This is a genomic window from Vibrio sp. OPT41, from assembly GCF_015163595.1.
Classification (GTDB): Bacteria; Pseudomonadota; Gammaproteobacteria; order Enterobacterales; family Vibrionaceae; genus Vibrio; species Vibrio alginolyticus.
In genome coordinates this window covers 42,149-67,463 of the sequence record NZ_JADDYH010000028.1, presented here as the reverse complement: position 1 = coordinate 67,463, position 25,315 = coordinate 42,149, and the positions used below count along the sequence as shown (strand labels likewise).

General features: G+C 44.6%; 21 protein-coding genes, 1 tRNA gene and 1 riboswitch. Of the genes, 16 read left to right on the top strand and 6 right to left on the bottom strand.

Annotated features, from left to right (window positions below; translation table 11 throughout):
- Positions 1-60: 60 nt before the first annotated feature.
- Both pflB and IQP38_RS12125 read right to left on the bottom strand, forming a co-directional pair.
- Positions 61-2,358, bottom strand: a complete 2,298-nt coding sequence (gene pflB, locus IQP38_RS12130) for a formate C-acetyltransferase (RefSeq protein WP_065274718.1) — start codon at positions 2,356-2,358, stop codon at positions 61-63.
- 351 nt (positions 2,359-2,709) lie between these two features.
- A tRNA-Asn gene (locus IQP38_RS12125) sits at positions 2,710-2,785 on the bottom strand.
- A 559-nt stretch (positions 2,786-3,344) separates the two neighbouring features.
- Here IQP38_RS12125 and uvrB point away from each other — a divergent pair.
- The 3 genes from uvrB (at position 3,345) to luxU (ending at position 7,415) form a co-directional block, all read left to right on the top strand.
- Positions 3,345-5,375, top strand: coding sequence for an excinuclease ABC subunit UvrB (gene uvrB, locus IQP38_RS12120; RefSeq protein WP_017636056.1), 2,031 nt, complete (start codon positions 3,345-3,347; stop codon positions 5,373-5,375).
- A 292-nt stretch (positions 5,376-5,667) separates the two neighbouring features.
- Positions 5,668-7,074 (top strand): quorum-sensing sigma-54 dependent transcriptional regulator LuxO, encoded by a 1,407-nt coding sequence (gene luxO / locus IQP38_RS12115; protein ID WP_005380768.1) that lies wholly within the window; start codon positions 5,668-5,670, stop codon positions 7,072-7,074.
- Positions 7,071-7,415, top strand: coding sequence for a quorum-sensing phosphorelay protein LuxU (gene luxU / locus IQP38_RS12110; RefSeq protein ID WP_054576229.1), 345 nt, complete (start codon positions 7,071-7,073; stop codon positions 7,413-7,415). Before luxO ends, luxU begins: the two co-directional genes overlap by 4 nt.
- Positions 7,416-7,553: 138 nt before the next feature.
- Here the strand turns inward: luxU and IQP38_RS12105 are convergent, their stop codons facing one another.
- Positions 7,554-8,450 carry a YvcK family protein gene (locus IQP38_RS12105; protein ID WP_193837604.1) on the bottom strand — a complete coding sequence of 299 codons (897 nt, stop codon included), beginning with the start codon at positions 8,448-8,450 and terminating at the stop codon, positions 7,554-7,556.
- Between the two features lie 175 nt (positions 8,451-8,625).
- A riboswitch (molybdenum cofactor riboswitch) is annotated at positions 8,626-8,760 on the top strand.
- Between IQP38_RS12105 and moaA the strand changes: the two genes are divergently transcribed.
- From moaA to IQP38_RS12050, 11 genes are all read left to right on the top strand, one after another.
- Entirely contained in the window at positions 8,749-9,738 is a 990-nt protein-coding gene (moaA, locus tag IQP38_RS12100; protein WP_017636052.1) for a GTP 3',8-cyclase MoaA, read from the top strand. Its footprint overlaps the riboswitch before it by 12 nt.
- 101 nt (positions 9,739-9,839) lie before the next feature.
- Complete coding sequence (gene moaB / locus IQP38_RS12095; protein WP_005388935.1) at positions 9,840-10,352, top strand: molybdenum cofactor biosynthesis protein B; 513 nt, start codon at positions 9,840-9,842, stop codon at positions 10,350-10,352.
- A gap of 26 nt (positions 10,353-10,378) precedes the next feature.
- Positions 10,379-10,858 carry a cyclic pyranopterin monophosphate synthase MoaC gene (moaC, locus tag IQP38_RS12090; RefSeq protein ID WP_005388936.1) on the top strand — a complete coding sequence of 160 codons (480 nt, stop codon included), beginning with the start codon at positions 10,379-10,381 and terminating at the stop codon, positions 10,856-10,858.
- A complete protein-coding gene (gene moaD, locus IQP38_RS12085; protein ID WP_005388938.1) occupies positions 10,855-11,112 on the top strand; it encodes a molybdopterin synthase sulfur carrier subunit in 258 nt (85 codons plus the stop codon). The genes moaC and moaD overlap by 4 nt, the downstream gene beginning before the upstream one ends.
- A 1-nt stretch (position 11,113) precedes the next feature.
- Positions 11,114-11,569, top strand: a complete 456-nt coding sequence (moaE, locus tag IQP38_RS12080; RefSeq protein ID WP_017821374.1) for a molybdopterin synthase catalytic subunit MoaE — start codon at positions 11,114-11,116, stop codon at positions 11,567-11,569.
- Between the two features lie 531 nt (positions 11,570-12,100).
- Positions 12,101-13,777: an ABC transporter substrate-binding protein gene (locus tag IQP38_RS12075; protein ID WP_017633862.1), complete on the top strand. Its 1,677-nt coding sequence runs from the start codon at positions 12,101-12,103 to the stop codon at positions 13,775-13,777.
- Positions 13,778-13,905: 128 nt separating this feature from the next.
- Positions 13,906-14,826, top strand: coding sequence for an oligopeptide ABC transporter permease OppB (gene oppB, locus IQP38_RS12070; protein ID WP_005380786.1), 921 nt, complete (start codon positions 13,906-13,908; stop codon positions 14,824-14,826).
- 15 nt (positions 14,827-14,841) lie between these two features.
- A complete protein-coding gene (oppC, locus tag IQP38_RS12065) occupies positions 14,842-15,744 on the top strand; it encodes an oligopeptide ABC transporter permease OppC (RefSeq protein WP_017633861.1) in 903 nt (300 codons plus the stop codon).
- A gap of 27 nt (positions 15,745-15,771) precedes the next feature.
- Complete coding sequence (locus IQP38_RS12060) at positions 15,772-16,743, top strand: ABC transporter ATP-binding protein (protein ID WP_005380792.1); 972 nt, start codon at positions 15,772-15,774, stop codon at positions 16,741-16,743.
- On the top strand, positions 16,722-17,735 hold the full coding sequence (gene oppF, locus IQP38_RS12055; RefSeq protein ID WP_005387265.1) for a murein tripeptide/oligopeptide ABC transporter ATP binding protein OppF: 1,014 nt from the start codon (positions 16,722-16,724) through the stop codon (positions 17,733-17,735). The genes IQP38_RS12060 and oppF overlap by 22 nt, the downstream gene beginning before the upstream one ends.
- Before the next feature lie 167 nt (positions 17,736-17,902).
- On the top strand, positions 17,903-18,850 hold the full coding sequence (locus IQP38_RS12050) for a glutathione S-transferase family protein (protein ID WP_005380796.1): 948 nt from the start codon (positions 17,903-17,905) through the stop codon (positions 18,848-18,850).
- A gap of 114 nt (positions 18,851-18,964) precedes the next feature.
- On the opposite strand, the gene IQP38_RS12045 is transcribed toward IQP38_RS12050, so the two are convergent.
- The 3 genes from IQP38_RS12045 to IQP38_RS12035 form a co-directional block, all read right to left on the bottom strand.
- On the bottom strand, positions 18,965-19,387 hold the full coding sequence (locus IQP38_RS12045) for a hypothetical protein (RefSeq protein ID WP_005380804.1): 423 nt from the start codon (positions 19,385-19,387) through the stop codon (positions 18,965-18,967).
- Positions 19,388-19,729: 342 nt separating this feature from the next.
- Entirely contained in the window at positions 19,730-21,874 is a 2,145-nt protein-coding gene (gene pta / locus IQP38_RS12040; RefSeq protein ID WP_005380805.1) for a phosphate acetyltransferase, read from the bottom strand.
- A 136-nt stretch (positions 21,875-22,010) separates the two neighbouring features.
- Positions 22,011-23,207, bottom strand: a complete 1,197-nt coding sequence (locus tag IQP38_RS12035; RefSeq protein WP_005380807.1) for an acetate kinase — start codon at positions 23,205-23,207, stop codon at positions 22,011-22,013.
- A 346-nt stretch (positions 23,208-23,553) separates the two neighbouring features.
- Here IQP38_RS12035 and yfbV point away from each other — a divergent pair, with 346 nt between their 5' ends.
- Both yfbV and IQP38_RS12025 read left to right on the top strand, forming a co-directional pair.
- Entirely contained in the window at positions 23,554-24,006 is a 453-nt protein-coding gene (gene yfbV / locus IQP38_RS12030) for a terminus macrodomain insulation protein YfbV (protein WP_005380809.1), read from the top strand.
- 330 nt (positions 24,007-24,336) lie between these two features.
- On the top strand, positions 24,337-25,302 hold the full coding sequence (locus IQP38_RS12025) for an ABC transporter substrate-binding protein (protein ID WP_053349612.1): 966 nt from the start codon (positions 24,337-24,339) through the stop codon (positions 25,300-25,302).
- Positions 25,303-25,315: the final 13 nt, after the last annotated feature.

Below are 25,315 nucleotides of genomic sequence, written 5' to 3'. Positions count from 1 at the left end.
CGGGCAATGTATATTTACAAGCTAATTATTTAAACTTTCTGAGTGCTTGATGGACTGTGTTTATATCTTACTCGTGAAGGTACGAGTGATGACGTCTTGCTGTTGCTCTGTCGTTAGAGAGTTAAAACGTACCGCATAACCAGACACTCGAATCGTCAACTGAGGGTATTTCTCTGGATGTTCAACCGCATCCAATAACATCTCTCGGTCTAGAACGTTGACGTTAAGGTGTTGACCACCTTCAATCGCAATGCCCTCGTTGCTTGCTTCGTGATGGAAGTAACCATCCATTAGCGCAGCTAGGTTCTTCTTCTGACTCAAGTCATCTTTACCCAATGCGTTAGGCACAATTGAGAAAGTGTAAGAAATACCATCTTTAGCGTAAGCGAACGGTAATTTAGAAACCGATGCCAGAGACGCAACCGCCCCTTTTTCATCACGACCGTGCATTGGGTTTGCACCCGGTCCAAAAGGCATACCTGCGCGACGGCCATCTGGTGTATTACCCGTTTTTTTACCGTAAACCACGTTAGATGTGATTGTTAAAATCGATTGAGTTGGCACTGCTTCGCGGTAGGTGTGCATCTTCTGAATTTTCTTCATGAAGCGCTCAACTAGATCACAAGCGATGTCATCAACACGGGCATCGTTGTTACCAAATTTTGGATAATCACCTTCGATTTTAAAATCAACGGCGATGCCATCTTCATCACGAACGGGTTTCACGGTTGCGTATTTAATTGCTGCTAAAGAGTCTGCAACAACAGACAGACCTGCAATACCACACGCCATCGTGCGGTGCACGTCGCGATCCATCAATGCCATCAGTGATGCTTCGTAGCTGTAACGGTCATGCGAATAATGGATGATGTTCAACGCTGTGACGTATTGCGTTGCTAGCCACTCCAACATATTGTCGAAACGAGGCATCAAAGCGTCAAAGTCGAGAATTTCATCTTGAACTTTGTCCACTACCGGACCCACTTGCGCTTTCGATTTTTCATCGATACCACCATTGATGGTGTAAAGCAGTGCTTTTGCAAGGTTGGCACGTGCACCAAAGAATTGCATGTGCTGACCAACAACCTGCGGGCTCACACAACAGGCAATCGCGTAGTCGTCATTGTCGAAATCAGGACGCATTAGATCGTCGTTTTCGTATTGAACCGAAGAGGTATCAATCGACACTTTTGCAGCATATTGTTTGAACGCTTCAGGCAATTGCTCTGACCAAAGAATCGTCATATTTGGTTCAGGAGCAGGGCCCATAGTATGTAGCGTATGTAAGTATCGGAATGTCGTTTTAGATACTAGTGTACGGCCATCAACACCCATACCTGCCATGGCTTCGGTTGCCCAGATTGGGTCGCCAGAAAACAATGAATCGTATTCTGGTGTGCGTAGGAAGCGAACCATGCGTAGCTTCATGATGAAGTGGTCAATCATTTCTTGCGCTTGTGATTCATCAATCAAATCGTTTGCGATATCGCGCTCTAGATAGACGTCTAGGAAAGTCGAAGTACGGCCCAGTGACATTGCTGCGCCGTTTTGCGATTTAACCGCCGCTAGGTAGCCAAAGTAGGTAAATTGGATCGCTTCTTGTGCTGTTTTTGCAGGTAGCGACATATCAATGCCGTATTTCAGACCCATTTGACGAATGTCTTCAAGTGCTTGAACTTGATCGGCTATTTCTTCGCGAAGACGAAGTGTTTTCTCAAGATCGTTGCCTTGTTCTAAGAACGTTTGTGTTGAATTGTATTGTTCTTTTTTGTCTGCTTTTAAGAAGTCGATACCGTATAGGGCGAGACGGCGATAGTCACCAATGATACGACCACGGCCATAAGCATCAGGAAGGCCCGTGATGATGCCGGATTTACGACAGGCTAGAATTTCTTTGGTGTAAAGGTCGAAACACGCTTTGTTGTGAGTTTTACGGTATTCAGTGAAGATTTTTTCAACCGTTGGATCCAATTCGCGGCCATAAACTTCGCACGAGTTTTTTACCATGCGAATCCCGCCATTGGCGATGATTGCACGTTTTAGCGGTTGATCAGTTTGTAAGCCAACGATCTTTTCCAGATCTTTGTTGATGTAGCCTGCATCGTGGGAAGTGATTGTTGAGGGCAAGTCTGTGTCAAAATCAATAGGGGCGTGTGTGCGGCTTTCTTGTTTTATGCCTTCAAGCACTTGGTTCCATAATGCTGAAGTGGATTTGCTAACCTCGGCTAAGAAAGACTCGTCTCCCTCATAGGGTGTATAGTTTTTTTGGATGAAGTCACGAGTGTTGACAGAGTTTTGCCATTCACCAGCAGTAAATCCAGCCCATGCATCTAGCATGTCAGTTGTCGGAATAGTCATAAGTAAATCCCTAAGTTATTGATAATTAGAATGGAGGCGACGAGTAGGACGGAACCATTCTTAACCCTTTTAATCGTATGGATTTATTTGGTATGAGTAAAATGAATGCTTTTCATTTTTTCAATGATTAAATTGCATTAATAATAGATTCAATTGGTTATGATTGTTTTTTGCTAGAAAAGAGACAGAATTAAATGTGTGGTACTGTGAGAACACTATCTATGACAATGTTATGAGTTCTGTAATTTGAACTTATTTCGGTGTGATTTTATGACGCCTAGATTGGCTTAGATTTCATGGCGATTAAGATACAAAAAAAGCCGTGTCTTGCGACACGGCTTTTCTATAATCTGGCTCCTCCTGCTGGGCTCGAACCAGCGACCTGCGGATTAACAGTCCGTCGCTCTACCAACTGAGCTAAGGAGGAATTGCTTTGCTTGAAAGCGGGACGAATCTTACCGAGCACTCAAACTACTGTCAACAGTAAAAAAATACATTTTTAGAAAAAAATATTGAGTTAAGGGCTTTACTTTTCTGTATGGCTTGCCAGTAAAGGCTCGAGGTTAGTTATCCACTAAATTTGTGGATAAGTATGTTGATGAGATCTGGGTAAAGAAAATTGATATGCAACTAAGTTTTTATTTAATGAATTTTTAGTCAGAGTTATGCGTAAAATAAGCAAATAAAACAGAGGTTTATCGATGTTAATCAAAAGGTATTCAAAGTGGATAAAAATCAATCTTTTGGGGATAAGAAAGTTTTAAGCTAATTTTTGGGGAAAAGTTGTGGAAACTATAATGTGAAGAATGTGTGTAGCTCTTCAACTAGGGCGAAGTACTATATCAGAGTCACTTTTGTATGGCTATAGCATTCTAGACAAACAAGAAAATTTATTAACAATGATGGTTAAATTCTCGATAGACGTAGATTTCATTAGCTAAGGTGTATATATATACAGCCAAAGCGCAGTAAAATTGAGGAAGGGTATGAGTAAAGTCTATGAATTGGTCTCCGATTATCAGCCGTCGGGCGATCAACCAGGAGCGATCAATCAGTTGCTTGAGGGGCTCGATGCTGGGCTAGCACATCAAACCTTGTTGGGGGTCACAGGCTCAGGTAAAACCTTCACACTAGCGAATGTGATTGCTCAAGCCCAACGACCTGCAATATTACTTGCGCCAAACAAAACGCTTGCTGCTCAGTTATATGGTGAGATGAAGTCATTCTTTCCTAATAATGCGGTTGAGTATTTTGTTTCTTACTACGATTACTACCAACCTGAAGCGTACGTTCCGACCACGGATACCTTTATAGAGAAAGACGCTTCAGTTAACGCGCATATAGAACAAATGCGTTTGTCTGCTACAAAAGCACTACTAGAACGTAAAGATGCCATTATTGTTGCATCGGTATCGGCTATCTATGGCTTGGGTGATCCTGAATCGTATCTACAAATGATGCTGCACCTACGTCGCGGTGATGTGATTGACCAGCGCGATATGCTACGCCGTCTTGCAGAGCTGCAATACTCACGCAATGACGTTGCATTTGAGCGTGGCCAATTCCGTGTTCGAGGTGAAGTGATTGACATCTTCCCAGCCGAATCAGACCAAGACGCTGTGCGCGTTGAGATGTTTGACGATGAGGTGGATTGCATCAGTGTGTTCGATCCATTGACAGGCGTGGTGAAACAACGAGACTTGCCGCGCTATACCATCTATCCCAAGACGCACTATGTCACGCCAAGAGATCGCATTCTTGAAGCGATTGAAAATATTAAAGTCGAACTAGAAGTGCGCAAAAAGCAGCTTCTAGATAACAACAAGCTACTGGAAGAGCAGCGAATTAGCCAGCGCACTCAATTCGATATCGAAATGATGAATGAGTTGGGCTTTTGCTCCGGTATCGAAAACTATTCTCGTTATCTCAGTGGACGCTCGGAAGGTGAGCCGCCACCAACCCTGTTTGACTACTTACCTCATGATGGCTTGTTGATCATCGATGAATCTCACGTGACAGTACCGCAGATAGGTGCCATGTATAAAGGCGACCGTTCGCGTAAAGAAACGCTGGTGGAGTTTGGTTTCCGGTTACCTTCAGCTTTGGATAATCGTCCACTGAAGTTTGAGGAGTTTGAAGCACTAGCGCCACAAACGATTTTCGTCTCTGCTACGCCCGGAAATTACGAACTAGAAAAATCGGCGGGTGATGTGGCGGATCAAGTCGTTCGTCCTACAGGCTTGCTTGACCCTGAGTTGGAAGTTCGCCCAGTAGCGACCCAAGTCGACGACCTATTGTCTGAGATCCGTATTCGCGCTGCTAAAGATGAACGAGTTCTGGTTACAACACTGACCAAACGAATGGCTGAAGATCTCACCGAATACCTTCACGAACATGATGTTAAGGTACGTTATTTACACTCAGACATTGATACTGTTGAGCGTGTGGAAATTATCCGTGACCTTCGTCTTGGGGAATTTGACGTGCTGGTGGGAATAAACTTATTGAGAGAGGGCCTGGATATGCCAGAGGTCTCGTTAGTTGCAATTTTGGATGCGGATAAAGAGGGCTTCTTGCGGTCTGAACGCTCACTCATTCAGACCATTGGTCGTGCTGCACGAAACATCGAAGGTAAGGCGATTTTATACGCTGACCGAATCACCAACTCAATGAAAAAGGCGATGGATGAAACTAACCGTCGTCGCGAGAAGCAGGAAGCGTACAACGAAGAAATGGGTATTTCGCCACAAGCGCTCAAACGAAATATCAAAGACATCATGGAACTTGGCGATATCACTAAGTCTAAACGCCAGCGTAACACTAAACAGGTACCATTATCGAAAGTGGCGGAGCCTTCGCAAACTTACGAGGCACTGTCCCCTCAGCAGCTAGAAAAAGAAATCAGTCGACTGGAGGCAGCGATGTATCAGCATGCGCAAGATTTAGAATTTGAGTTAGCGGCACAAAAGCGTGACGAGATTGAAAAACTACGAGCGCAGTTCATCGCAAATAGTTGAACAAACTTACCGATTTAACTATCCAAGCATTTTAGGTCGCTTGTAAAAAAAAAGAAGCCAATAGGCAGTCGGGTCTATTGGCTTGTTTTGTGAACATATCGTTCACTAACAACGTCAGTTGGCTAGGTGACCCGAGGGGTCACTATCGTTACAGCATGGTTTGTGCCACTTTTTAAATAATTGATATTATTTTTGAATTTTTTCCTTTGCCCATAATTTAGCTAATGTTATTTGCAAAATGCAAAGCGTAATGCGATTATTGTTTAAAACACAACAAAATAATAGCTAGGTTATGCAACAAAAACCCGAAGGCCCAAAGTCTCGTTACCTTTTAATGGTCGAGGACACCGCATCTGTTGCGGCTCTGTACCGCTCATACCTGACACCGCTTGGCATAGATATCAATATTGTCGGCACAGGTAGGGATGCCATTGAGAGCCTAAATCATCGAATTCCAGATCTTATTTTACTCGATCTCCGTCTGCCAGATATGACGGGGATGGACGTTTTACATGCCGTTAAAAAGAGTCATCCCGACGTACCTATAATTTTTATGACCGCTCACGGTTCTATCGATACCGCTGTCGAGGCCATGCGTCATGGCTCACAAGACTTTCTAATTAAACCGTGTGAAGCGGACCGTTTACGTGTCACGGTTAACAATGCAATTCGTAAAGCGACCAAGCTAAAAAATGAAGCCGATAATCCAGGCAATCAGAGCTATCAGGGGTTTATCGGCAGTAGCCAAACCATGCAGCAGGTTTACCGTACGATAGATTCAGCGGCGAGCAGTAAAGCGAGTATTTTTATCACAGGTGAAAGTGGTACTGGTAAAGAGGTATGTGCCGAGGCTATTCACGCAGCAAGTAAACGTGGTGACAAACCTTTTATTGCAATTAACTGTGCTGCAATTCCAAAAGATTTGATTGAGAGTGAACTGTTTGGTCACGTAAAAGGGGCCTTTACTGGCGCTGCGAATGATCGTCAAGGGGCAGCTGAGTTAGCGGATGGCGGCACACTTTTTCTAGATGAGCTTTGTGAGATGGACTTGGATTTACAAACCAAGTTGCTACGATTTATTCAAACGGGCACATTCCAAAAAGTGGGTTCCTCAAAAATGAAGAGCGTGGATGTGCGCTTTGTTTGTGCCACTAACCGTGATCCCTGGAAAGAGGTACAAGAAGGTCGATTCCGTGAAGATTTGTACTATCGTTTGTATGTCATTCCTTTGCATTTACCGCCTTTACGCGAACGAGGCGAAGATGTTATTGAAATTGCATACTCACTGCTAGGTTACATGTCACACGAAGAAGGAAAAAGCTTCATACGTTTTGCGCCTGATGTCATCGAGCGATTCAACAGCTATGAGTGGCCGGGTAACGTTCGTCAGTTACAAAACGTGCTACGCAATATCGTTGTTCTAAACAACGGTAAAGAGATTACGTTGGACATGTTACCGCCACCGTTGAATCAACCGCTTGACCGTCCGTCGTCTGTGGCTAAATTAATTGAGCCGAAAGCGATGACCGCATCTGAGATTATGCCATTATGGATGACGGAAAAAATGGCAATCGAGCAAGCGATTGAAGCATGTGATGGCAATATTCCTCGAGCGGCGGGATACCTTGATGTCAGTCCGTCGACGATTTACCGCAAGTTACAGGCATGGAACGGCAAGGAAGAGCGGCAAAAAGTATGAGTGTAAATGTATTAAATCAGCAAAAAATAGATGAACTGTCGATGGAAATTGGCAGTGACAACGTACCTGTACTGTTCGATATCTTCCTAGGAGAAATGGATACCTATATCGAGAACTTATCCCAACTGCAGGGGGCAGAGCGATTAGCTTACTCAAAAGAAATCAGCCACGCGTTGAAAAGTAGTGCTGCGAGCTTTGGGGCAGATCGCCTTTGTGAACTGGCGATGTCCATAGACAAAAAAGCGAAAGCCGGTGAGTTGACTGCGGAGTCTGAGGAGTTAGAGGTTATGTTCGATCTTTTGCACGAAACTCGAGATGCTTATCGCTCTTGGCGACAGTAACTATTTATTCCTATTAACCATTTTTTCTTAGTAAACATCTGTTCTTACTGGATGCCTGAACTAAAACCCTTCGATGACAGAAGGGTTTTCATTATCAATAAACACCTTAAAAGAGGGCGCTAGCCAGGTAACGTGCTCTTAAATAGAAAGTTGTAGCTGATTTTCAATCGCTAGTTTGAGCTTGTTTCTATCGTGACGCCAGTCTCGGTTAGAGGAGGCGAGTGACTCCGTCACTACATTCCATTGACTTAAGACGTCTTGCTTGGTTTTCTCTGCTAGAACCACGTCTATTTTTCTTCCTTGACAGGCACGTTCACACCATTCTAATTTTTGAGCCATCGTCATTCGTCCCGCTGGGCCGTATTCTGGACTCAGGTTAGCAACAAAAATGACTTTTGCTTTTGTGTTTGCTGCAATCGCTTTGCCGAGTTCAGGCAGCAATAAAGGAGGCATGATACTAGTTAAAAAACTGCCAGGGCCAAGAATAATCGCGTCCGCTTCCGCCAAAGCTGTGATGGCTTCTTTGGTAGCAGGCACTTCTGGTGAAAGATCCAAACGTCGCAAGTCTGCTTTCATTTCGTCGACATTTGTTTCTCCCGTAACCCACTTCCCATCTACGGATAACGCGGAAAGATCCGAAGGGTGTTCGGACATAGGAAGGATGTTAACGTCGACTTTTAACATATTGCGAATCAGATTAATGGCATCTAAAGGTCTGACCGATAAGTTATCGAGTGCAGTAAGCATCAAATTACCAAGATTATGACCATCAAGTTCGCCAGTGCCTTTGAAGCGATATTCAAACATCATAGAACTGATCGAAGGCTCTGTAATGAGCTGATTAATACAGTTACGTGTGTCTCCCCAAGCGATTCCTCCTTGGCAGTGACGAATTCTTCCTGTTGAACCACCATTGTCAGTCGTGGCAACAATCCCAGTTGCATTGCTGCCAAAATCTCGTAATGCGGCCAGCATTCGACCTAAGCCATGACCACCGCCAACAGCGACCACTTTTTTATCTGTGTAGATATTCATTATGTTCTTCTAATAATCTAATAAAAAACGGCTACAATTTATCTTAAGGAGTGTCTTAAAGGTACTCACTTAGCGGTAAATTGTGTCTCTAGAGAGTTTTTTATCACTCAAGTCTGGATTCCATTACAAATATTAAGTATTTTACACCGCAAAGCTATCAGAGATTTCATATCTCTGGTTGCCATAACTCCGAGCTCACTATTGCTAAGTCCTTGGATAAGCGTTTTGAGCCAGTGGCATACTGTCACAAGGGCATGATTGGAAATGGCCATGCCTCCCGTGTTTGGAAAGGTGTTCCGTGGCGCAACAATTCGAAGACAAATTTCATCGTAAGTTTTATTACTTGCGTCTGTCTGTGACCGACGTATGTAATTTCAAATGTACCTATTGCCTTCCTGATGGCTATAAGCCTTCGGGCAATAAAAACTCGTCTTTTTTATCTCTCCCTGAAATCAAACGGGTCGTAAAAGCATTCGCTGATTGTGGCACGTCAAAAGTGCGCATCACTGGTGGTGAGCCTAGCTTACGCAAAGATTTTACCGACATTATCCATTCAGTAGCGGCGACGCCTGGCATTCAAAAAGTTGCAACGACAACCAATGGCTATCGCATGGCAAAACAAGTCGCAGATTGGCGTGAAGCGGGTTTAACCCACATTAATGTCAGTGTGGATAGCCTTGACCCGCGTATGTTTCATCAAATCACAGGTGAAAATAAGTTTACTGAAGTCATGAATGGTATCGAACGTGCGTTCGAGGTCGGTTATGAGCAAGTAAAAGTTAATGTGGTGTTGATGAAAGATCTGAACCATCACGAGCTGCCAGCGTTTCTTAACTGGATAAAAGATCGTCCAATCCAACTGCGTTTCATTGAGTTGATGCAAACGGGTGAGATGGATGAGCTATTTAATAAGCACCATGTATCCGGAGTGGCAATTCGTAACCAGCTAATTGCAAATGGTTGGTTGCTGAAAGTGCGCTCGCATAATGATGGTCCTGCGCAAGTATTTGTTCATCCTGATTACAAGGGTGAAATAGGTCTTATCATGCCTTATGAAAAAGACTTTTGTGAAAGCTGCAACCGACTGCGCGTTTCGGCGATGGGTAAGCTGCACCTATGTCTGTTTGGAGACCACGGTGTAGAATTGCGTGATCTTTTGGAACGTGATGAGCAAGAGAGTGAGCTTATTGAACGTATCCAGGCGCAGTTACAAACCAAGTCGGTAAGCCATTTCTTGCATGATGGCAATACTGGTATGACGCCACACCTCGCGTCTATCGGCGGCTAACTTCATTCAATTTTTAGAGCGAGTTCACTGATAAGCTGGCTCTAACTTTTTCCGAATCGATACCAAGCGTATCAAAGCTAATTAAGAGAATAGGTGAACAAATGGGTCACGCTGAAAGCAAATTCCAACCTGCAAATATTGCCGTTCTAACGGTATCTGACACTCGTACTGAAGAAAACGATACCTCTGGTCGTTACCTTGCTGAACATGCTCAAGAAGCGGGTCACAACGTAGTAGACAAGCAAATTGTTATTGATGACATGTACAAGATCCGCGCGATTGTTTCTCAATGGATTGCTGATGAAAGCGTACAAGCGATCATGATTACTGGCGGTACAGGTTTCACCTCACGTGATAGCACGCCAGAAGCACTTAAGCCTCTATTTGATAAAGAAGTTGAAGGTTTTGGTGAGTTGTTCCGTATGGTGTCGTACGAAGAGATCGGTACGTCTACGATTCAGTCTCGTGCGATTGCTGGTTTTGCTAACCACACCGTGATCTTCGCAATGCCAGGTTCAACTGGTGCGTGCCGCACAGGCTGGACAAAAATTATTAAACAGCAGTTGGATGCAAGTCATCGCCCTTGTAACTTCATGCCACACCTATCTGTATAACCTTTCCTAAAAGCGAAGGAAAAACAATGACCCAATTTACACATATCAATGCTTCTGGCGAAGCAAACATGGTTGACGTGTCAGCAAAAACGGAGACGGTTCGTGAAGCTCGTGCTGAAGCATTTGTTCACATGGCCCCAGAAACACTTCAACTGATTGTCTCTGGCCAGCACCATAAAGGTGATGTATTTGCGACGGCTCGTATTGCTGGTATTCAAGCTGCGAAGAAAACCTGGGATTTGATTCCACTTTGTCATCCGCTACTACTCTCTAAAGTTGAAGTTCAACTGGAAGCTATCGAAACAGAAAACAAAGTTCGCATCGAATCAGTATGTAAACTTGCGGGTAAAACTGGTGTGGAAATGGAAGCGCTCACGGCAGCTTCCGTTGCTGCTCTAACGATTTACGATATGTGTAAAGCAGTACAAAAAGACATGGTCATTGGTCAAGTTCGTCTACTAGAGAAAACGGGTGGTAAATCTGGTCACTTTAAGGTGGAATCATGATTAAAGTACTTTTCTTTGCTCAAACTCGCGAGCTGATTGGCATCGACAGTGTCGAGTTAGACGGGCCGTTTGAAACGGTTGAATCAATTCGTGCACATCTAGTGGAAGAAGGCACTAAGAAAGATGGCAAGTGGGATTTAGCGCTCGAGCCAGGAAAGCTACTTGCTGCAGTGAACCAATCCATCGTCCCTTTGGATACACAAGTAAAAGCAGGTGACGAAGTTGCGTTTTTCCCGCCGGTAACTGGGGGTTAAGATGGATTCTCGTGTATCTGTACAAATTGAAGACTTTTCGGTTGAGCAAGAATATCAACGTCTATCTGAAGGGACGGCTGCCGGCGCTGTCGTTACATTCGTTGGTAAAGTTCGAGATATGAACCTTGGGGATAATGTCATTGGTTTACATCTAGAGCACTATCCGGGGATGACAGAGAAGAGCTTGAGCGACATTTGTGATCAAGCTGAGTCTCGCTGGCCACTATTAGGTGTACGCGTGATTCATCGCGTCGGAGACATGGATAGCGGTGATCAAATTGTATTTGTGGGCGTTTCCAGTGCGCACCGCGGCGCGGCATTTGATGCGTGCGAGTTCATCATGGATTATCTGAAAACCCAAGCTCCATTTTGGAAAAAAGAGCGTACGACGAATGAAGATCGTTGGGTTGAGTCGCGCGACACCGATCATCAAGCTGCACAGCGTTGGGAAAAATAGAACTAACCCGCATTCTAGTGAAAAAAGCTAAGTGCTAATGGTACTTAGCTTTTTTTGTATTTATCTTCATTGTATTGCTCACTTTGTTTCAATATTTCCTATCTTTTGTCTGGTGATATTCTTCACAATAAAAGTTTTTTGCCCAATATATAAACAATTATTTGTTAGACTTGATTTGTCATAAATGTTAAATGATGTGTAAATATCTAGCATAAGATGCTAGTAAATGGTTTAAACTCAGATTAATCGAAAGTTTCGCCTGTTAAATGTCGCTTCTGGTCTTTATTTGGCTGGTGAATGCTTTGGGGTTAGAGTTTACTGCTAGATATGTGTGGTTTAGTCAGCATTATTGGTTTTTTTGCTACATTTTTATGGCAAATTACTTCAATGATTGCTAATGTGTGCCGCAGTCTTTGTAAGGTTTTAGACTTTTGTGCTCAGAAAGTGCACTAAAAAAATCTAAAACTCTGACCGTTCCAGGCCCTTACAAAGAAGTCATGGATGCTAACGAAAAAATTTGGAGTTTTACGCATGTATAAGAATAAAATCACGCGCGCTTTATTTATTGGTGCTGGTCTTTCTCTCGCTCTAGCTGGTTGTGGTGAAAAGCCTGCGGAGAAACAAGCTGCTGAGCCTGCTCCGGCTCCAGCCCCTGAAGCTAAATCTGATTCTAAAGAGCCAAAACTTGCTGCTGTTCAAGAATTGGTGCGTGGTAACGGTACAGAAGTTGCGACAATAGACCCTCATAAATCTCAAGGTGTTCCAGAATCCCACGTGATTCGCGATCTTCTTGAAGGCCTTGTAAACCAAGATGCGGACGGTAACACTATCCCTGGTGTTGCAGAATCTTGGGAAACTGAAGACAACAAAACATACACTTTCCACTTACGTGAAGACGCAAAATGGTCAAACGGTGATCCTGTCACTGCAGGTGATTTCGTTTACAGCTTCCAACGCGCAGTCGATCCAGCAACCGCCTCTCCATATGCTTGGTACATGGAATACACCAAGATGAAGAACGCAAAAGACATTGTTGCGGGTAAAAAAGATAAGAGCGAGTTAGGTGTTAAAGCGGTTGACGATCACACGTTAGTGGTTGAGTTAGATACTGCAGTACCATATTTTGTAATGATGATGGGCCACACGACAGTGAAACCTGTTCATCAAGCAACTGTTGAAAAGTTCGGCGATCAATGGACGAAGCCAGAGAACTTTGTAGGTAACGGTGCTTATGTTGTTGACAACTGGGTTGTAAACGAGCGTTTGGTTCTAAAACGTAACGAACAGTACTGGGACAACGAAAACACGACGCTTGACCAGGTTACTTTCCTACCAATCGAGAACCAAGTAGCGGAAATGAACCGCTTCCTAGCGGGTGAAATCGACTTCACGAACGAGCTGCCTACAGAGCACTTCAAGCGTCTGAAGAAAGAGCACCCACAAGAAGTGTCGGTAACCGGTAACTTATGTACTTACTACTACATCTTCAATACGAAGAAAAAGCCGTTTGATGATGTTCGTGTGCGTAAAGCGATTTCTTATGCGATTGACCGTAACATTGTGACCGATGCGATTTTAGGTCAAGGTCAAAAGCCAGCTTACTTCCTAACACCTGAAATTACGGCAGGTTTCAACCCAGAAATTCCTGCATACGGCAAAATGACGCAAGAAGAGCGTAACGCAGAAGCTGCGCGTCTATTGGAAGAAGCGGGTTACGGCGCAGACAACCCTCTTGAATTTAACCTTCTATACAATACATCAGAGAACCACAAGAAACTTGCGGTTGCACTGGGTTCAATGTGGAAGAAGACACTTGGTCTAGACGTTACGCTAGAAAACCAAGAGTGGAAAACTTACCTATCTACCAAAGATTCTGGCAACTTTGAGGTTGCTCGTGCAGGTTGGTGTGGCGACTACAACGAAGCTTCATCTTTCCTAACGCTGATGATGAGTAATAACACTACTGGTGGTATTCACTACGACAGCAAAGAGTACGATGCGATCATGAACAAAGCATTTGCTTCAACTTCTGACGAAGAGCGCCAAGCACTTTACCTAGAAGCAGAGAAGTTGATGGCAAAAGATATGCCAATCGCACCTATCTACCAGTACGTGAAATCACGTCTACTATCACCGAAAGTTGGTGGCTTCCCAGTAAATAACGCGGAAGACAAGATTTACTCTAAAGATCTCTACATCACAGAGTAATTCGTAACTCGATAGAACTATAAAAATGAGGCCCTACATGTGAGAAATTGCATGTAGCGCCTATCTTTAGTCCAAAAGAATTGGACGACTTCTTTAATTTAACTGTCACAGACTGAAAGAGTGAGTTTATGCTTAAATTCATCGCAAAAAGGATATTTGAGGCGATCCCAACAATGTTGGTTTTGATCACCGTATCTTTCTTTCTTATGCGCTTTGCACCGGGAAACCCTTTCTCGACAGAGCGTCCATTGCCACCCGAAGTAATGGCAAATATCGAAGCTAAATATGGCTTGGATAAACCTGTATTTGAACAATACACCACGTATTTGACCAATGTTATCCAAGGCGATTTCGGACCGTCATTTAAATACCTTGATTACTCAGTAAACGAGCTGATCGCGGTTGCCTTACCTGTTTCGGCTAAAGTGGGCTTCATCGCCTTTATCTTTACTTTGATAATGGGGGTTACCGTCGGTACCATTGCTGCGCTCAAGCAAAATACTTGGATTGATTACACCATTATGTCGACTGCGATGCTTGGTGTCGTAATGCCATCCTTCGTATTAGCGCCTGCGCTTATCTACATATTCTCGCTTCACTGGAATATCTTCCCTGCGGGCGGTTGGCAAGATGGTAGCTGGCAGTATTTAGTGCTTCCTGTTATTGGTATGTCGCTACTGTATGTTGCTACCTTTGCTCGTATTACGCGTGGTTCGATGATCGAAACCCTAAACAGTAACTTTATTCGTACGGCACGTGCTAAAGGTCTAAGTTACCGTTATATCATTATCAAACACGCTCTTAAGCCGGCACTTCTCCCTGTTGTTTCTTACATGGGTCCAGCTTTCGTAGGTATCATCACCGGTTCCGTTGTTATCGAAACCATTTTTGGTCTGCCTGGTATTGGTAAACTATTCGTTAACGCTGCGTTTAACCGTGACTACTCGCTAGTAATGGGGGTAACCATTCTGATTGGTTTCCTATTCATTCTATTCAACGCGATTGTAGATATTTTACTTGCAATGATTGACCCGAAAATTCGCTACTAACAGGGACGTTTGGTTATGTTAACGAAAAAAGAAAACCTAGAAGCGATTGAGAAATTCTCCGAAAACTTGGAGATTGAAGGTCGCAGTCTTTGGCAAGATGCTCGTATCCGTTTCATGCGCAACAAAGCGGCGATGGTGAGCTTATTCCTTCTTGTTCTAATGACGTTGGCCGTTATTATCCTGCCAATGATCGCACCGTACACATTTGATGATACTGACTGGTACGCGATGCACGTTGCACCGAATGCTGACCATTGGTTTGGTACTGACAGCTTAGGCCGTGATTTATACGTGCGTACGCTAATTGGAGGTCGTATTTCGTTGATGGTAGGTGTTATGGGTGCATTTGTAGCGGTACTGATTGGTACGCTCTACGGCGCAGCATCTGGTTTCATCGGCGGTAAAGTTGACCGCGTAATGATGCGTATTCTAGAAATTTTATACGCGGTACCGTTTATGTTCCTGGTGATTGTACTGGTAACATTCTTCGGTCGTAACATCATGCTGATCTTCGTTGCGATTGGTGCTATCGCATGGCTAGATATGGCGCGTATCGTACGTGGTCAGACTCTTAGTCTACGTAGCAAGGAGTTTATCGAAGCGGCACATGTGTGTGGTGTAAGCAACTGGAAAATCATTACTCGTCATATCGTACCTAACGTACTGGGTATTGTAGCGGTATACTCTACGCTGCTTATCCCAAGTATGATTCTAACGGAATCATTCCTATCATTCCTTGGTCTTGGTGTTCAGGAACCAATGACAAGTTGGGGCGCTCTTCTACAAGAAGGTGCACAGACAATGGAAGTAGCAATCTGGCAGCTGGCATTCCCAGCAGTGTTCATGGTTGTGACGCTATTCTGCTTCAACTACGTTGGTGACGGCCTGCGCGATGCGCTGGATCCAAAAGACAGATAATTAAAAGATAAGATTAAGGAAGCAATGATGAGCTTATTAGATGTCAAAGATCTGCGCGTCGAATTCACCACGCAAGATGGTATCGTAACCGCAGTAAACGATTTGAACTTCTCTCTCAACCAAGGCGAAACCTTAGGTATCGTTGGAGAGTCGGGATCAGGTAAATCTCAAACCGTATTCGCAATCATGGGCCTTTTGGCTAAGAACGGTATTATTTCTGGTAGCGCAAAGTTTGAAGGCAAAGAAATCCTAAACTTACCAGAAAAAGAACTGAACAAAGTGCGTGCGGAACAGATCGCAATGATCTTCCAAGACCCAATGACATCACTGAACCCTTACATGAAAGTGAGTGATCAGTTGATGGAAGTGCTTATGCTGCACAAAGGCATGGGCAAAGCGGAAGCATTTGAAGAATCAGTACGCATGCTGGAAGCGGTAAAAATCCCTGAAGCGCGTAAGCGTATCACGATGTACCCGCATGAGTTTTCAGGCGGTATGCGTCAGCGTGTAATGATCGCGATGGCGTTGTTATGTCGTCCTAAACTGCTTATTGCCGATGAGCCAACAACAGCACTTGATGTGACGGTACAAGCACAGATCATGGACTTGTTGAATGAGCTGAAATCTGAGTTCAACACAGCGATCATCATGATCACGCACGACCTTGGTGTGGTTGCAGGTTCGTGTGACAAGGTGCTGGTGATGTATGCAGGCCGTACTATGGAGTACGGCAACGTAAACGAAATTTTCTACAATCCAAGCCATCCTTATGCGGAGGGGCTGCTGAAGGCGATTCCTCGCCTCGATACTGAGGGTGAAATTCTGCCGACCATTCCTGGTAATCCACCAAACTTGCTTCGTCTACCGCCGGGCTGCCCTTATCAAGAGCGCTGTCACCGTGTGATGGATCGTTGTAAGCGCGAGGCGCCAATTCTGACACCATTTGGTGATGGTCGTCAGCGTGCATGTTTTTCTGAATGGGAGGCTTGGAACAAATGAACGCAGTAGACAAAAAACTAATTCTGGACATTTCTGAGCTGAAAGTTCACTTCAGCATTGCCTCAAAGTCGGCATGGCCGTGGTCAAAGCCTTCGAGCCTGAAAGCGGTAGATGGCGTGAACGTTCGACTATACGAAGGGGAAACGCTTGGTGTAGTAGGTGAATCAGGTTGTGGTAAATCGACGTTTGCTCGTGCCATCATTGGTCTGGTTGAAGCTACTGACGGCCAAGTAGTTTGGTTGGGTCAAGACCTTACTAAAATGAAAAGCGTTCAGCGCCGTGAGACGCGTAAAGAAATTCAGATGATTTTCCAAGACCCATTGGCATCGCTGAATCCGCGTATGACTGTTGGTGATATCATTGCTGAACCTCTTGAGACATTCTATCCAGAACTGTCTAAGCAGGAAGTGAAAGATCGCGTTAAAGAGATGATGGCGAAAGTTGGCCTATTACCTAACGTGATTAACCGTTACCCACACGAGTTCTCGGGTGGTCAGTGTCAGCGTATCGGGATAGCGCGTGCGCTTATCCTTAAGCCTAAGATGATCATTTGTGACGAGCCAGTATCGGCGCTTGATGTATCTATTCAAGCTCAGGTGGTTAACCTACTTAAAGAGATTCAAAAAGAGTTAGGGCTTTCTCTGGTATTCATTGCGCATGACTTGTCTGTCGTTAAACACATTTCAGATCGCGTTTTAGTTATGTATTTAGGTAATGCCGTGGAACTTGGCGAGGCCGAGGCTCTGTTTGCTGATCCTAAGCACCCATATACGCGTGCGCTGATGTCTGCGGTTCCGATCCCGGACCCGGATATTGAGCGCAATAAGAAAATCCAAATGCTAGAGGGTGATCTTCCTTCACCTATCAACCCACCGTCGGGTTGTGTATTCCGCACTCGTTGCCCACAAGCAACCGAAGAGTGTGCGAAGACAAAGCCAACCATTTTAGGTAATGACGTTCACGCGGTATCTTGTTTACACGTTAGTGTATAAATTCAGCCTGTGACGGGCTTAAGCGCGACACCTTCATCGGGTCGCGCTTTTTTTATGTGTCTGATTTATACATTCGAATTTCTTGAACATGATGTCCTAAGTTCGATGATTCTCTGTTTGATAGGAAACGCTAATATAGACACAAACAGAACGAGAGGAGAGCAATCATGGGTAAGTTGGTTGAAGGTGTTTGGCAAGATGTCTGGTATGACACAAAATCAAATGGTGGCAAATTTGTGCGCGAAGATGCCGGATTCCGTAACTGGGTTAAAAACGACCCTGATGCGGAGTTTACACCAGAGTCCGGTCGATACCATTTGTATGTCTCTCTTGCTTGTCCGTGGGCACATCGAACCCTCATTTTCCGCAAGCTGAAAGGTTTAGAACCACATATTGATGTCACGGTCGTTTGCCCTGATATGCTCAGCCAAGGTTGGCAAATGGGGCTTCCTGAGCCATTGTTTGGTCACACGCGCATGTATCAAATTTACACGCAGGCCAAACCCGATTACACGGGCCGCGTAACCGTGCCTGTACTTTGGGATAAAAAGACCAATACTATTGTGTCAAACGAGTCGTCAGAGATCATTCGCATGTTCAATTCGGAATTCAATGCGTTAACAGGGAATCACGACGACTACTATCCAGATCATCTAAAACACGTTATTGATGAGTGGAACGATTTTGTTTATCCGAATGTCAACAACGGAGTGTATCGTTGTGGCTTCGCGACTACACAAGAGGCGTATGAAGAAGCGTTTGATTCTTTGTTTAATGCGTTAGATAAAATCGATGCTCACTTAGCGACGCATCGTTACTTAGCAGGGAACACAATTACTGAGGCTGATTGGCGTTTGTTTACGACTCTTATTCGTTTTGATGCGGTGTATGTGGGGCATTTCAAGTGTAACAAGCAGCGCATCGCAGACTACGAAAATATACAAGGCTACTTAAAAGAGTTGTATCAAGTTGAAGGCGTTGAAGACACGACGGATTTCTATCACATTAAACGCCACTACTACTTCAGCCACACTGGGATTAATCCGACGCAAGTTGTACCAAAAGGGCCTGATTTAGACCTAAATACTCCTCATGGAAGAGAAAGGATTGGCTAGTTTGCTGCTTCCATCGCAAATGAAAAAGTACTTAACGGTTAGCAATGCCGTTGAGTACTTTTGTGTCATCTAAATACCGGGAGTAGGAAGTTTACTTTTTCATTCATCGCCACCCTACTTAGCGCGTACGATGTCCATCACTAGCTTTCCGTCCACTTTTACAGGACCGTCCTCTTTAGCGCCGAGCGTATACTCAAACACACCAGTCTTCATGCCACCTTTCTCTCCGTGGACCATTAACATCAGCATATCGCCTGATTCTACTGGTTCCATCAAAATTGCATTTACGTTTTCATTCTTTCCCATTTTTAACGGAGCGTAGCCGATAACAGGACCAGGCTTCATTGATTCGTCTGTTCGGTGGACAACCATCCACCCATTGTCATCAGCATGAGCCATTTCAGCGGTCACCGTTCCTCCGGACATATCTTGATCGACGCCTTTAATACTCGGGGCGGAAAAGCTGAATGAAGAAAAACTAATCAGAAACGCAGCTAAACCAAACTTTATCAGTGATGTATTGATGAAATCCTTCATATATATTCCTTAGCAGTCAATGAGTTTGTGCATTGCAGTAGCTTTTACGTATTTCCTAGCAAAAAAGTTTAGCTAAAACGTAAATAATGTCGATAAATTGAACAGGGACCGTGCTGCTTTGGAGCCAATGCATTTTGGGGAGTGGGTCAATCGGTGTAAGAACAAGCACGAGCAATGTCGATTAGGTATGGGGGGCGATAGGGAGAAAAGCTTTGTGCACCAGTAATTATAGGTTGTGCAGTGATTGGTATAAAAAATAAATAAGTGTTCTGGCCAGCAATAGAAAAAGCCCTCGACGAATCGAGGGCTTTGTATCTATATCCAACTAGATGTAAGAAGCTATTATTTAGCTTCTTGGTCTGCTTGGATAGCTGTTAGAGCGATGGTGTACACGATGTCGTCTACTAGCGCGCCACGAGACAAGTCGTTTACAGGCTTACGCATACCTTGCAGCATTGGACCGATAGATACTAGGTCAGCTGAACGTTGTACCGCTTTGTAAGTTGTGTTACCCGTGTTTAGGTCTGGGAATACAAATACTGTCGCTTTACCTGCAACTGGAGAGTTTGGTGCTTTAGAAGCAGCAACGTTTTCCATAATAGCAGCGTCGTACTGTAGAGGACCGTCAATGATAAGATCAGGACGTTTCTCTTGAGCCAGTTTTGTTGCTTCACGTACTTTATCAACGTCTGCACCCTTACCAGATTCACCAGTAGAGTAAGAGATCATTGCAACGCGTGGTTCGATACCGAATGCTGCTGCAGAGTCGGCAGATTGGATAGCGATTTCAGCAAGCTGTTCAGCAGTTGGATCTGGGTTGATTGCACAGTCACCGTAAACCAGTACTTGATCAGGCAGAAGCATGAAGAATACTGAAGATACGATAGACGCATTTGGTGCCGTCTTGATGATTTGGAACGGAGGAACGATAGTGTTCGCCGTAGTGTGAACAGCACCAGAAACTAGGCCGTCAACTTCGTCGTTCTCAAGCATCATTGTGCCTAGGAATACTGAATCTTGTAGCTTCTCACGAGCCACAACTTCAGTCATGCCTTTCGCACCGCGCAACTCAACTAGGCGAGCAACGTAGTTTTCACGAACAGCATCTGCATCGATGATGGTTACACCAGTACCTAGCTCAACGCCTTGTTGAGCCGCTACGCGACGGATTTCATCTGGGTTACCTAGAAGTACACAGTCTGCAATGCCGCGTTCAGCACAGATTGCCGCTGCTTTAACTGTGCGTGGTTCGTCACCTTCTGGAAGAACGATACGCTTACCTGCTTTACGAGCAAGTTCAGTTAGCTGGTAACGGAACGCTGGTGGGCTTAGACGACGAGACTTCTGAGTGCCTTCAGTCATAGACTCGATCCAGTTACCGTCGATGTGGCCAGCAACGTGTTCGTTGATGAACTCGATACGCTCTTTATCGTCTGCAGGTACTTCGATGCTGAAGCTCTGTAGGTTTAGAGACGTTTGCCAAGTGTTACCTTGTGCTTTGAAGATAGGTAGACCAGTGTCGAATGCTGGTTTACATAGGCCTTCGATTTCGCTAGGGATATCGTAACCGCCAGTTAGCAGTACTGCACCAATATCCACACCGTTCATTGCAGCAAGAGAAGCAGCAACGATAACATCAGGACGGTCTGCAGAAGTAACAAGTAGAGAACCCGGTTTGAAGTGCTCAATCATGTTTGGCAGAGAACGTGCACAGAAAGTGATGCTCTTGATGCGACGAGTGTTGATGTCACCTTCGTTGATGATATCTGCTTTCAGGTGTTTAGCCATGTCGATTGCACGAGTCGCAATCAGATCAATGCTCCATGGCACACAACCTAGTACACGAATTGGAGAAGTGTTGAAAATTTCCATCACTTTCAATTCGTTTTGTTTCGCGCTGTCTGCATCGTCAAAGATTTCAGATAGGTCAGGGCGAGTACGGCCAGCTTCGTCAACAGGAGCGTTTAGCTTGTTGATGATAACACCAGAGATGTTTTTGTTTTTAGTGCCGCCGAAGTTAGAACATGCTACTTCGATACGCTCTTTCAGTTGCGCAGGGTTATCAGTACCTGGAGTCGCAACTAGCACGATTTCTGCACCAAGTGTTGCCGCGATTTCCGCGTTTACTTGGTTTGCAAATGGGTGCTTACGAGTAGGTACAAGACCTTCGATTAGCGTAACGTCTGCGTCTTTGTTGATTTGGTTGTAACGTTCAACAACGGTTTCTAGCAGCTCGTCCATGTTGTCGTTACCGATTAGGCTTTCAGCAACAGACATCGCCATTGGTTCACCGATCTTCATATCGCTGTTACGACCAACGATAGTTGAAGTCAGATCTGGCTGATCACCACCTGAACGTGGCTGACAGATTGGCTTGTAGAAAGAAACTTTAACGCCTTTACGCTCCATAGCGCGAAGAACACCCATGCTAACGCTTGTTAGGCCAACGCCTGCGCTAGTAGGGATAAGCATAATAGTACGAGACATTCGTAGAGTACCTTTAGCTATTTGGGGGATAAAAGCTCAACTCTTATTCCATGAAGCTCGAAGAATAGGAGTTGAGCCCCTAAGAAATTCGTTTGAATGAAAATCTGGCTAGCCGAGTGGCTAGCCAGGAATTCAATTAAAGACCTGTCAGGCGAGCAGTGTCTTCAGCGATGACTAGCTCTTCGTTAGTAGAGATAACCATTGCAGGGATACGGCTGTTTTCAGTCGTGATAACGCCTTCGCCGCCGAAGCGAGCTTTAAGGTTAGCTTCGCTATCTACTTCGATACCGAAGATGCCAAGACGGTTTAGAACCATTTCACGGATAGGGCCAGAGTTCTCGCCGATACCGCCAGTGAAAGTGATTGCGTCTAGACGGCCTTCCATTGAAGCAGTGTAGCCAGCAACGTATTTAGCTAGACGGTGGCAGAACACGTCCATTGCGCGTGTTGCTTCTTCTTTTTGACCGTAGTTGTCTTCAACGAAACGACAGTCAGAAGTCACTTCAGTTAGACCTTGAAGACCAGACTCTTTAGTTAGCATCGTGTTGATTTGATCAACAGAGTAACCTAGAGCGTCGTGTAGGTGGAAGACGATAGCAGGGTCGATGTCGCCACAGCGAGTACCCATTACCAGACCTTCAAGTGGAGTAAGACCCATAGAAGTGTCTACAGATTGACCGTTCTTGATCGCACATACAGATGCGCCGTTACCTAGGTGACAGTTGATGATGTTTACTTCTTCAACTGGTTTGTTTAGTAGGCCTGCAACTTCACGAGTGATGAACAAGTGAGAAGTACCGTGCATGCCGTAACGACGGATACCGTGTTCTTTGTATAGGTTGTATGGAAGAGCGTATAGGTAAGACTCTTCAGGCATAGTTTGGTGGAACGCAGTGTCAAATACAGCAACGTTTTTCAGCTCTGGGAAGTTTTTCTTAGCCGCTTCGATACCGATGATGTGAGCAGGGTTATGAAGAGGTGCAAATGTTGCAGCGTCTTGAATACCTTTTAGAACTTCATCAGTAATTAGTGCAGATTGAGTGAACTGCTCGCCGCCGTGAACGATACGGTGACCGATTGCGCCTAGGTTAGCTTTAAGCTCTGGCTTAGAAGCAAGAATAGTTTCTACCATAAACGCTAGTGCTTCTTCGTGAGCTGCACCATTGCCTAGTTGAGCTTCGTGCTTTCCATCAAGTTTCCACTTGATGCGAGCTTCAGGAAGGTGAAGACACTCAGCAAGACCTGACAAGTGCTCGTCGCCGTTCTCGGCATCAACAACGGCAAATTTAAGAGAAGAACTACCGCAGTTTAAAACTAAAACTAGCTTAGACATGTATGACTACCTGTTATTCGTCTGATAAAAAATCAGTTAAAGAATGAAAAATTAATCACAAGAATAGCCGATACCCAGAAGGCTGCGTACTAATCCTGGTCAAAAATTGTTCTAATTCCATATAAAGAAATAGTGATGAACCCTTCCATCACTATGATGCGATCCGTGCAGATAGATATCTCGGAGTTGCTTAAATTGTAAATAACAGCAACAATGAGATTGAGGGTCTGCAAAGGATAGCGATAATAAGCAATGATAACAAAAAAAATTTGAAAGAATATTAACTTTCATCAATTTTTTGTACCTTCAGTTGAAATGTTCAACTATTTTTTAGTGAGAGAACGGTATGAGTAATAAAGTCGGATTGATCCATAGCCTGAAAGATGGCCAGAATTACATGGAGATCTGGCCGGTTCGTAAAGAGCTAAGCGCCATATTTCCGGAACAGCGTATCATTAAGGCGACTCGCTTTGGCATTAAAGTCATGCCAGCTGTTGCTGCGATCAGCGTACTCACTCAAATGGCATTCAACAATTACCACGCTTTACCTCAATCCATTGTTGTCGCCTTGTTTGCGATTAGCTTGCCACTTCAAGGCATTTGGTGGCTTGGGGCTCGATCCAACACGAAATTGCCGCCTTCTTTGGCCTCTTGGTATCGGGAGTTGCATCAAAAAATTGTGGAAACAGGTTTTGCATTAGAGCCTGTCAAAGCTCGCCCTCGTTACAAAGAGCTTGCGATAATACTGAACCGAGCGTTTCGCCAGCTCGATAAATCGTCATTAGAGCGTTGGTTCTAATTTAAATTGTTTGAAATGGAGTGTGCACTGGCCGCTCCATTTTTGATCCTGCCTCTATTACCTACTTTGACGGTCGTTGATGAAGCGAGCGAAGCTTTGTTTACCAAAGATTCTTTCCGGATGAAGAAGTCCCCCCGATCACAAATGTTACTTTAGTGTTAAATCTTTCTTTTCTTTACTAAGACTTAGTAGTAATAATAAAAACAAGATGCGCAAGAAGTGCACAGTTATATGAACACAACAATACCGCCTTCAAACATTTGAATTCACGAGTCGATACACATATTGAAAGCTCGTGAAACAAGGACGAAGTCACATCAAGGAGTTATGATGAAAACGAAACGTTTACTAGCCACTGCCGTTCTATCAGCTACTGCTATTTTCTCTTCTACCAATGTACTGGCCGCCACTGCAACTGTCGCAGTTTCACAGATTGTCGAACACCCGGCGTTAGACGCGACGCGCCAAGGGTTACTTGATGGTTTGAAAGCGAAAGGCTACGAAGAAGGCAAAAATCTAGAATTTGATTATAAGACCGCACAGGGTAATCCAGCGATTGCGGTGCAAATTGCCCGTCAGTACGTCGGTGAAAATCCTGATGTGTTAGTTGGCATCGCGACACCTTCGGCACAAGCCTTGGTGTCGGCTACTCGCTCTATTCCTGTTGTCTTTACTGCGGTAACAGATCCGGTTGGTGCGAAATTGGTTAAGTCGATGGAACAACCAGGCAAAAACGTAACTGGCCTGTCTGATCTTTCACCCGTTGCTCAGCATGTCGATCTCATCCAAGAAATTCTTCCTCAGGTGAAAAGCATCGGGGTTGTATTTAATCCCGGTGAAGCTAATGCCGTGACTTTAGTTGAATTACTAAAAGAAAGCGCAAAAGCAAAAGGCATACAAGTGGTTGAAGCGACCGCACTAAAAAGTGCTGATGTTCAGTCTGCGACTCAAGCGATTGCAGCGAAATCAGACATTCTTTACGCCCCAACAGACAATACAGTTGCAAGTGCGATTGAAGGAATGATTGTGGCAGCGAATCAAGCGAAGAAACCTGTATTTGGTGGCGCGACGTCGTATGTCGAAAAAGGTGCAATTGCAGGCTTAGGTTTTGACTACTACCAGGTTGGTGTACAAACCGCGGATTACGTGGCGGCGATTCTTGATGGTCAAGAACCAGGCAAGCTGGATGTAAAAGTCGCGACGGGCTCTGACCTTGTAATTAATGAAAGCGCAGCATCTAAGCTCGGTATCAAGCTGCCAAATTCTGTGGTTGAACGTGCGACAAGCATGCAATAAGTAACGCTTTTTG

Excerpts from the sequence above, each read along its gene's own strand:
- oppF (WP_005387265.1), top strand. The coding sequence starts at position 16,722 with ATGGGAGGCTTGGAACAAATGAACGCAGTAGACAAAAAACTAATTCTG.
- IQP38_RS12025 (WP_053349612.1), top strand. The coding sequence starts at position 24,337 with ATGAAAACGAAACGTTTACTAGCCACTGCCGTTCTATCAGCTACTGCT.
- IQP38_RS12050 (WP_005380796.1), top strand. The coding sequence starts at position 17,903 with ATGGGTAAGTTGGTTGAAGGTGTTTGGCAAGATGTCTGGTATGACACA.
- pflB (WP_065274718.1), bottom strand. The coding sequence starts at position 2,358 with ATGACTATTCCGACAACTGACATGCTAGATGCATGGGCTGGATTTACT.
- luxU (WP_054576229.1), top strand. The coding sequence starts at position 7,071 with ATGAGTGTAAATGTATTAAATCAGCAAAAAATAGATGAACTGTCGATG.
- IQP38_RS12105 (WP_193837604.1), bottom strand. The coding sequence starts at position 8,450 with ATGAATATCTACACAGATAAAAAAGTGGTCGCTGTTGGCGGTGGTCAT.
- oppC (WP_017633861.1), top strand. The coding sequence starts at position 14,842 with ATGTTAACGAAAAAAGAAAACCTAGAAGCGATTGAGAAATTCTCCGAA.
- oppB (WP_005380786.1), top strand. The coding sequence starts at position 13,906 with ATGCTTAAATTCATCGCAAAAAGGATATTTGAGGCGATCCCAACAATG.
- moaC (WP_005388936.1), top strand. The coding sequence starts at position 10,379 with ATGACCCAATTTACACATATCAATGCTTCTGGCGAAGCAAACATGGTT.
- pta (WP_005380805.1), bottom strand. The coding sequence starts at position 21,874 with ATGTCTCGTACTATTATGCTTATCCCTACTAGCGCAGGCGTTGGCCTA.
- IQP38_RS12060 (WP_005380792.1), top strand. The coding sequence starts at position 15,772 with ATGAGCTTATTAGATGTCAAAGATCTGCGCGTCGAATTCACCACGCAA.
- IQP38_RS12045 (WP_005380804.1), bottom strand. The coding sequence starts at position 19,387 with ATGAAGGATTTCATCAATACATCACTGATAAAGTTTGGTTTAGCTGCG.
- luxO (WP_005380768.1), top strand. The coding sequence starts at position 5,668 with ATGCAACAAAAACCCGAAGGCCCAAAGTCTCGTTACCTTTTAATGGTC.
- IQP38_RS12075 (WP_017633862.1), top strand. The coding sequence starts at position 12,101 with ATGTATAAGAATAAAATCACGCGCGCTTTATTTATTGGTGCTGGTCTT.
- IQP38_RS12035 (WP_005380807.1), bottom strand. The coding sequence starts at position 23,207 with ATGTCTAAGCTAGTTTTAGTTTTAAACTGCGGTAGTTCTTCTCTTAAA.
- uvrB (WP_017636056.1), top strand. The coding sequence starts at position 3,345 with ATGAGTAAAGTCTATGAATTGGTCTCCGATTATCAGCCGTCGGGCGAT.
- moaB (WP_005388935.1), top strand. The coding sequence starts at position 9,840 with ATGGGTCACGCTGAAAGCAAATTCCAACCTGCAAATATTGCCGTTCTA.
- yfbV (WP_005380809.1), top strand. The coding sequence starts at position 23,554 with ATGAGTAATAAAGTCGGATTGATCCATAGCCTGAAAGATGGCCAGAAT.
- moaE (WP_017821374.1), top strand. The coding sequence starts at position 11,114 with ATGGATTCTCGTGTATCTGTACAAATTGAAGACTTTTCGGTTGAGCAA.
- moaD (WP_005388938.1), top strand. The coding sequence starts at position 10,855 with ATGATTAAAGTACTTTTCTTTGCTCAAACTCGCGAGCTGATTGGCATC.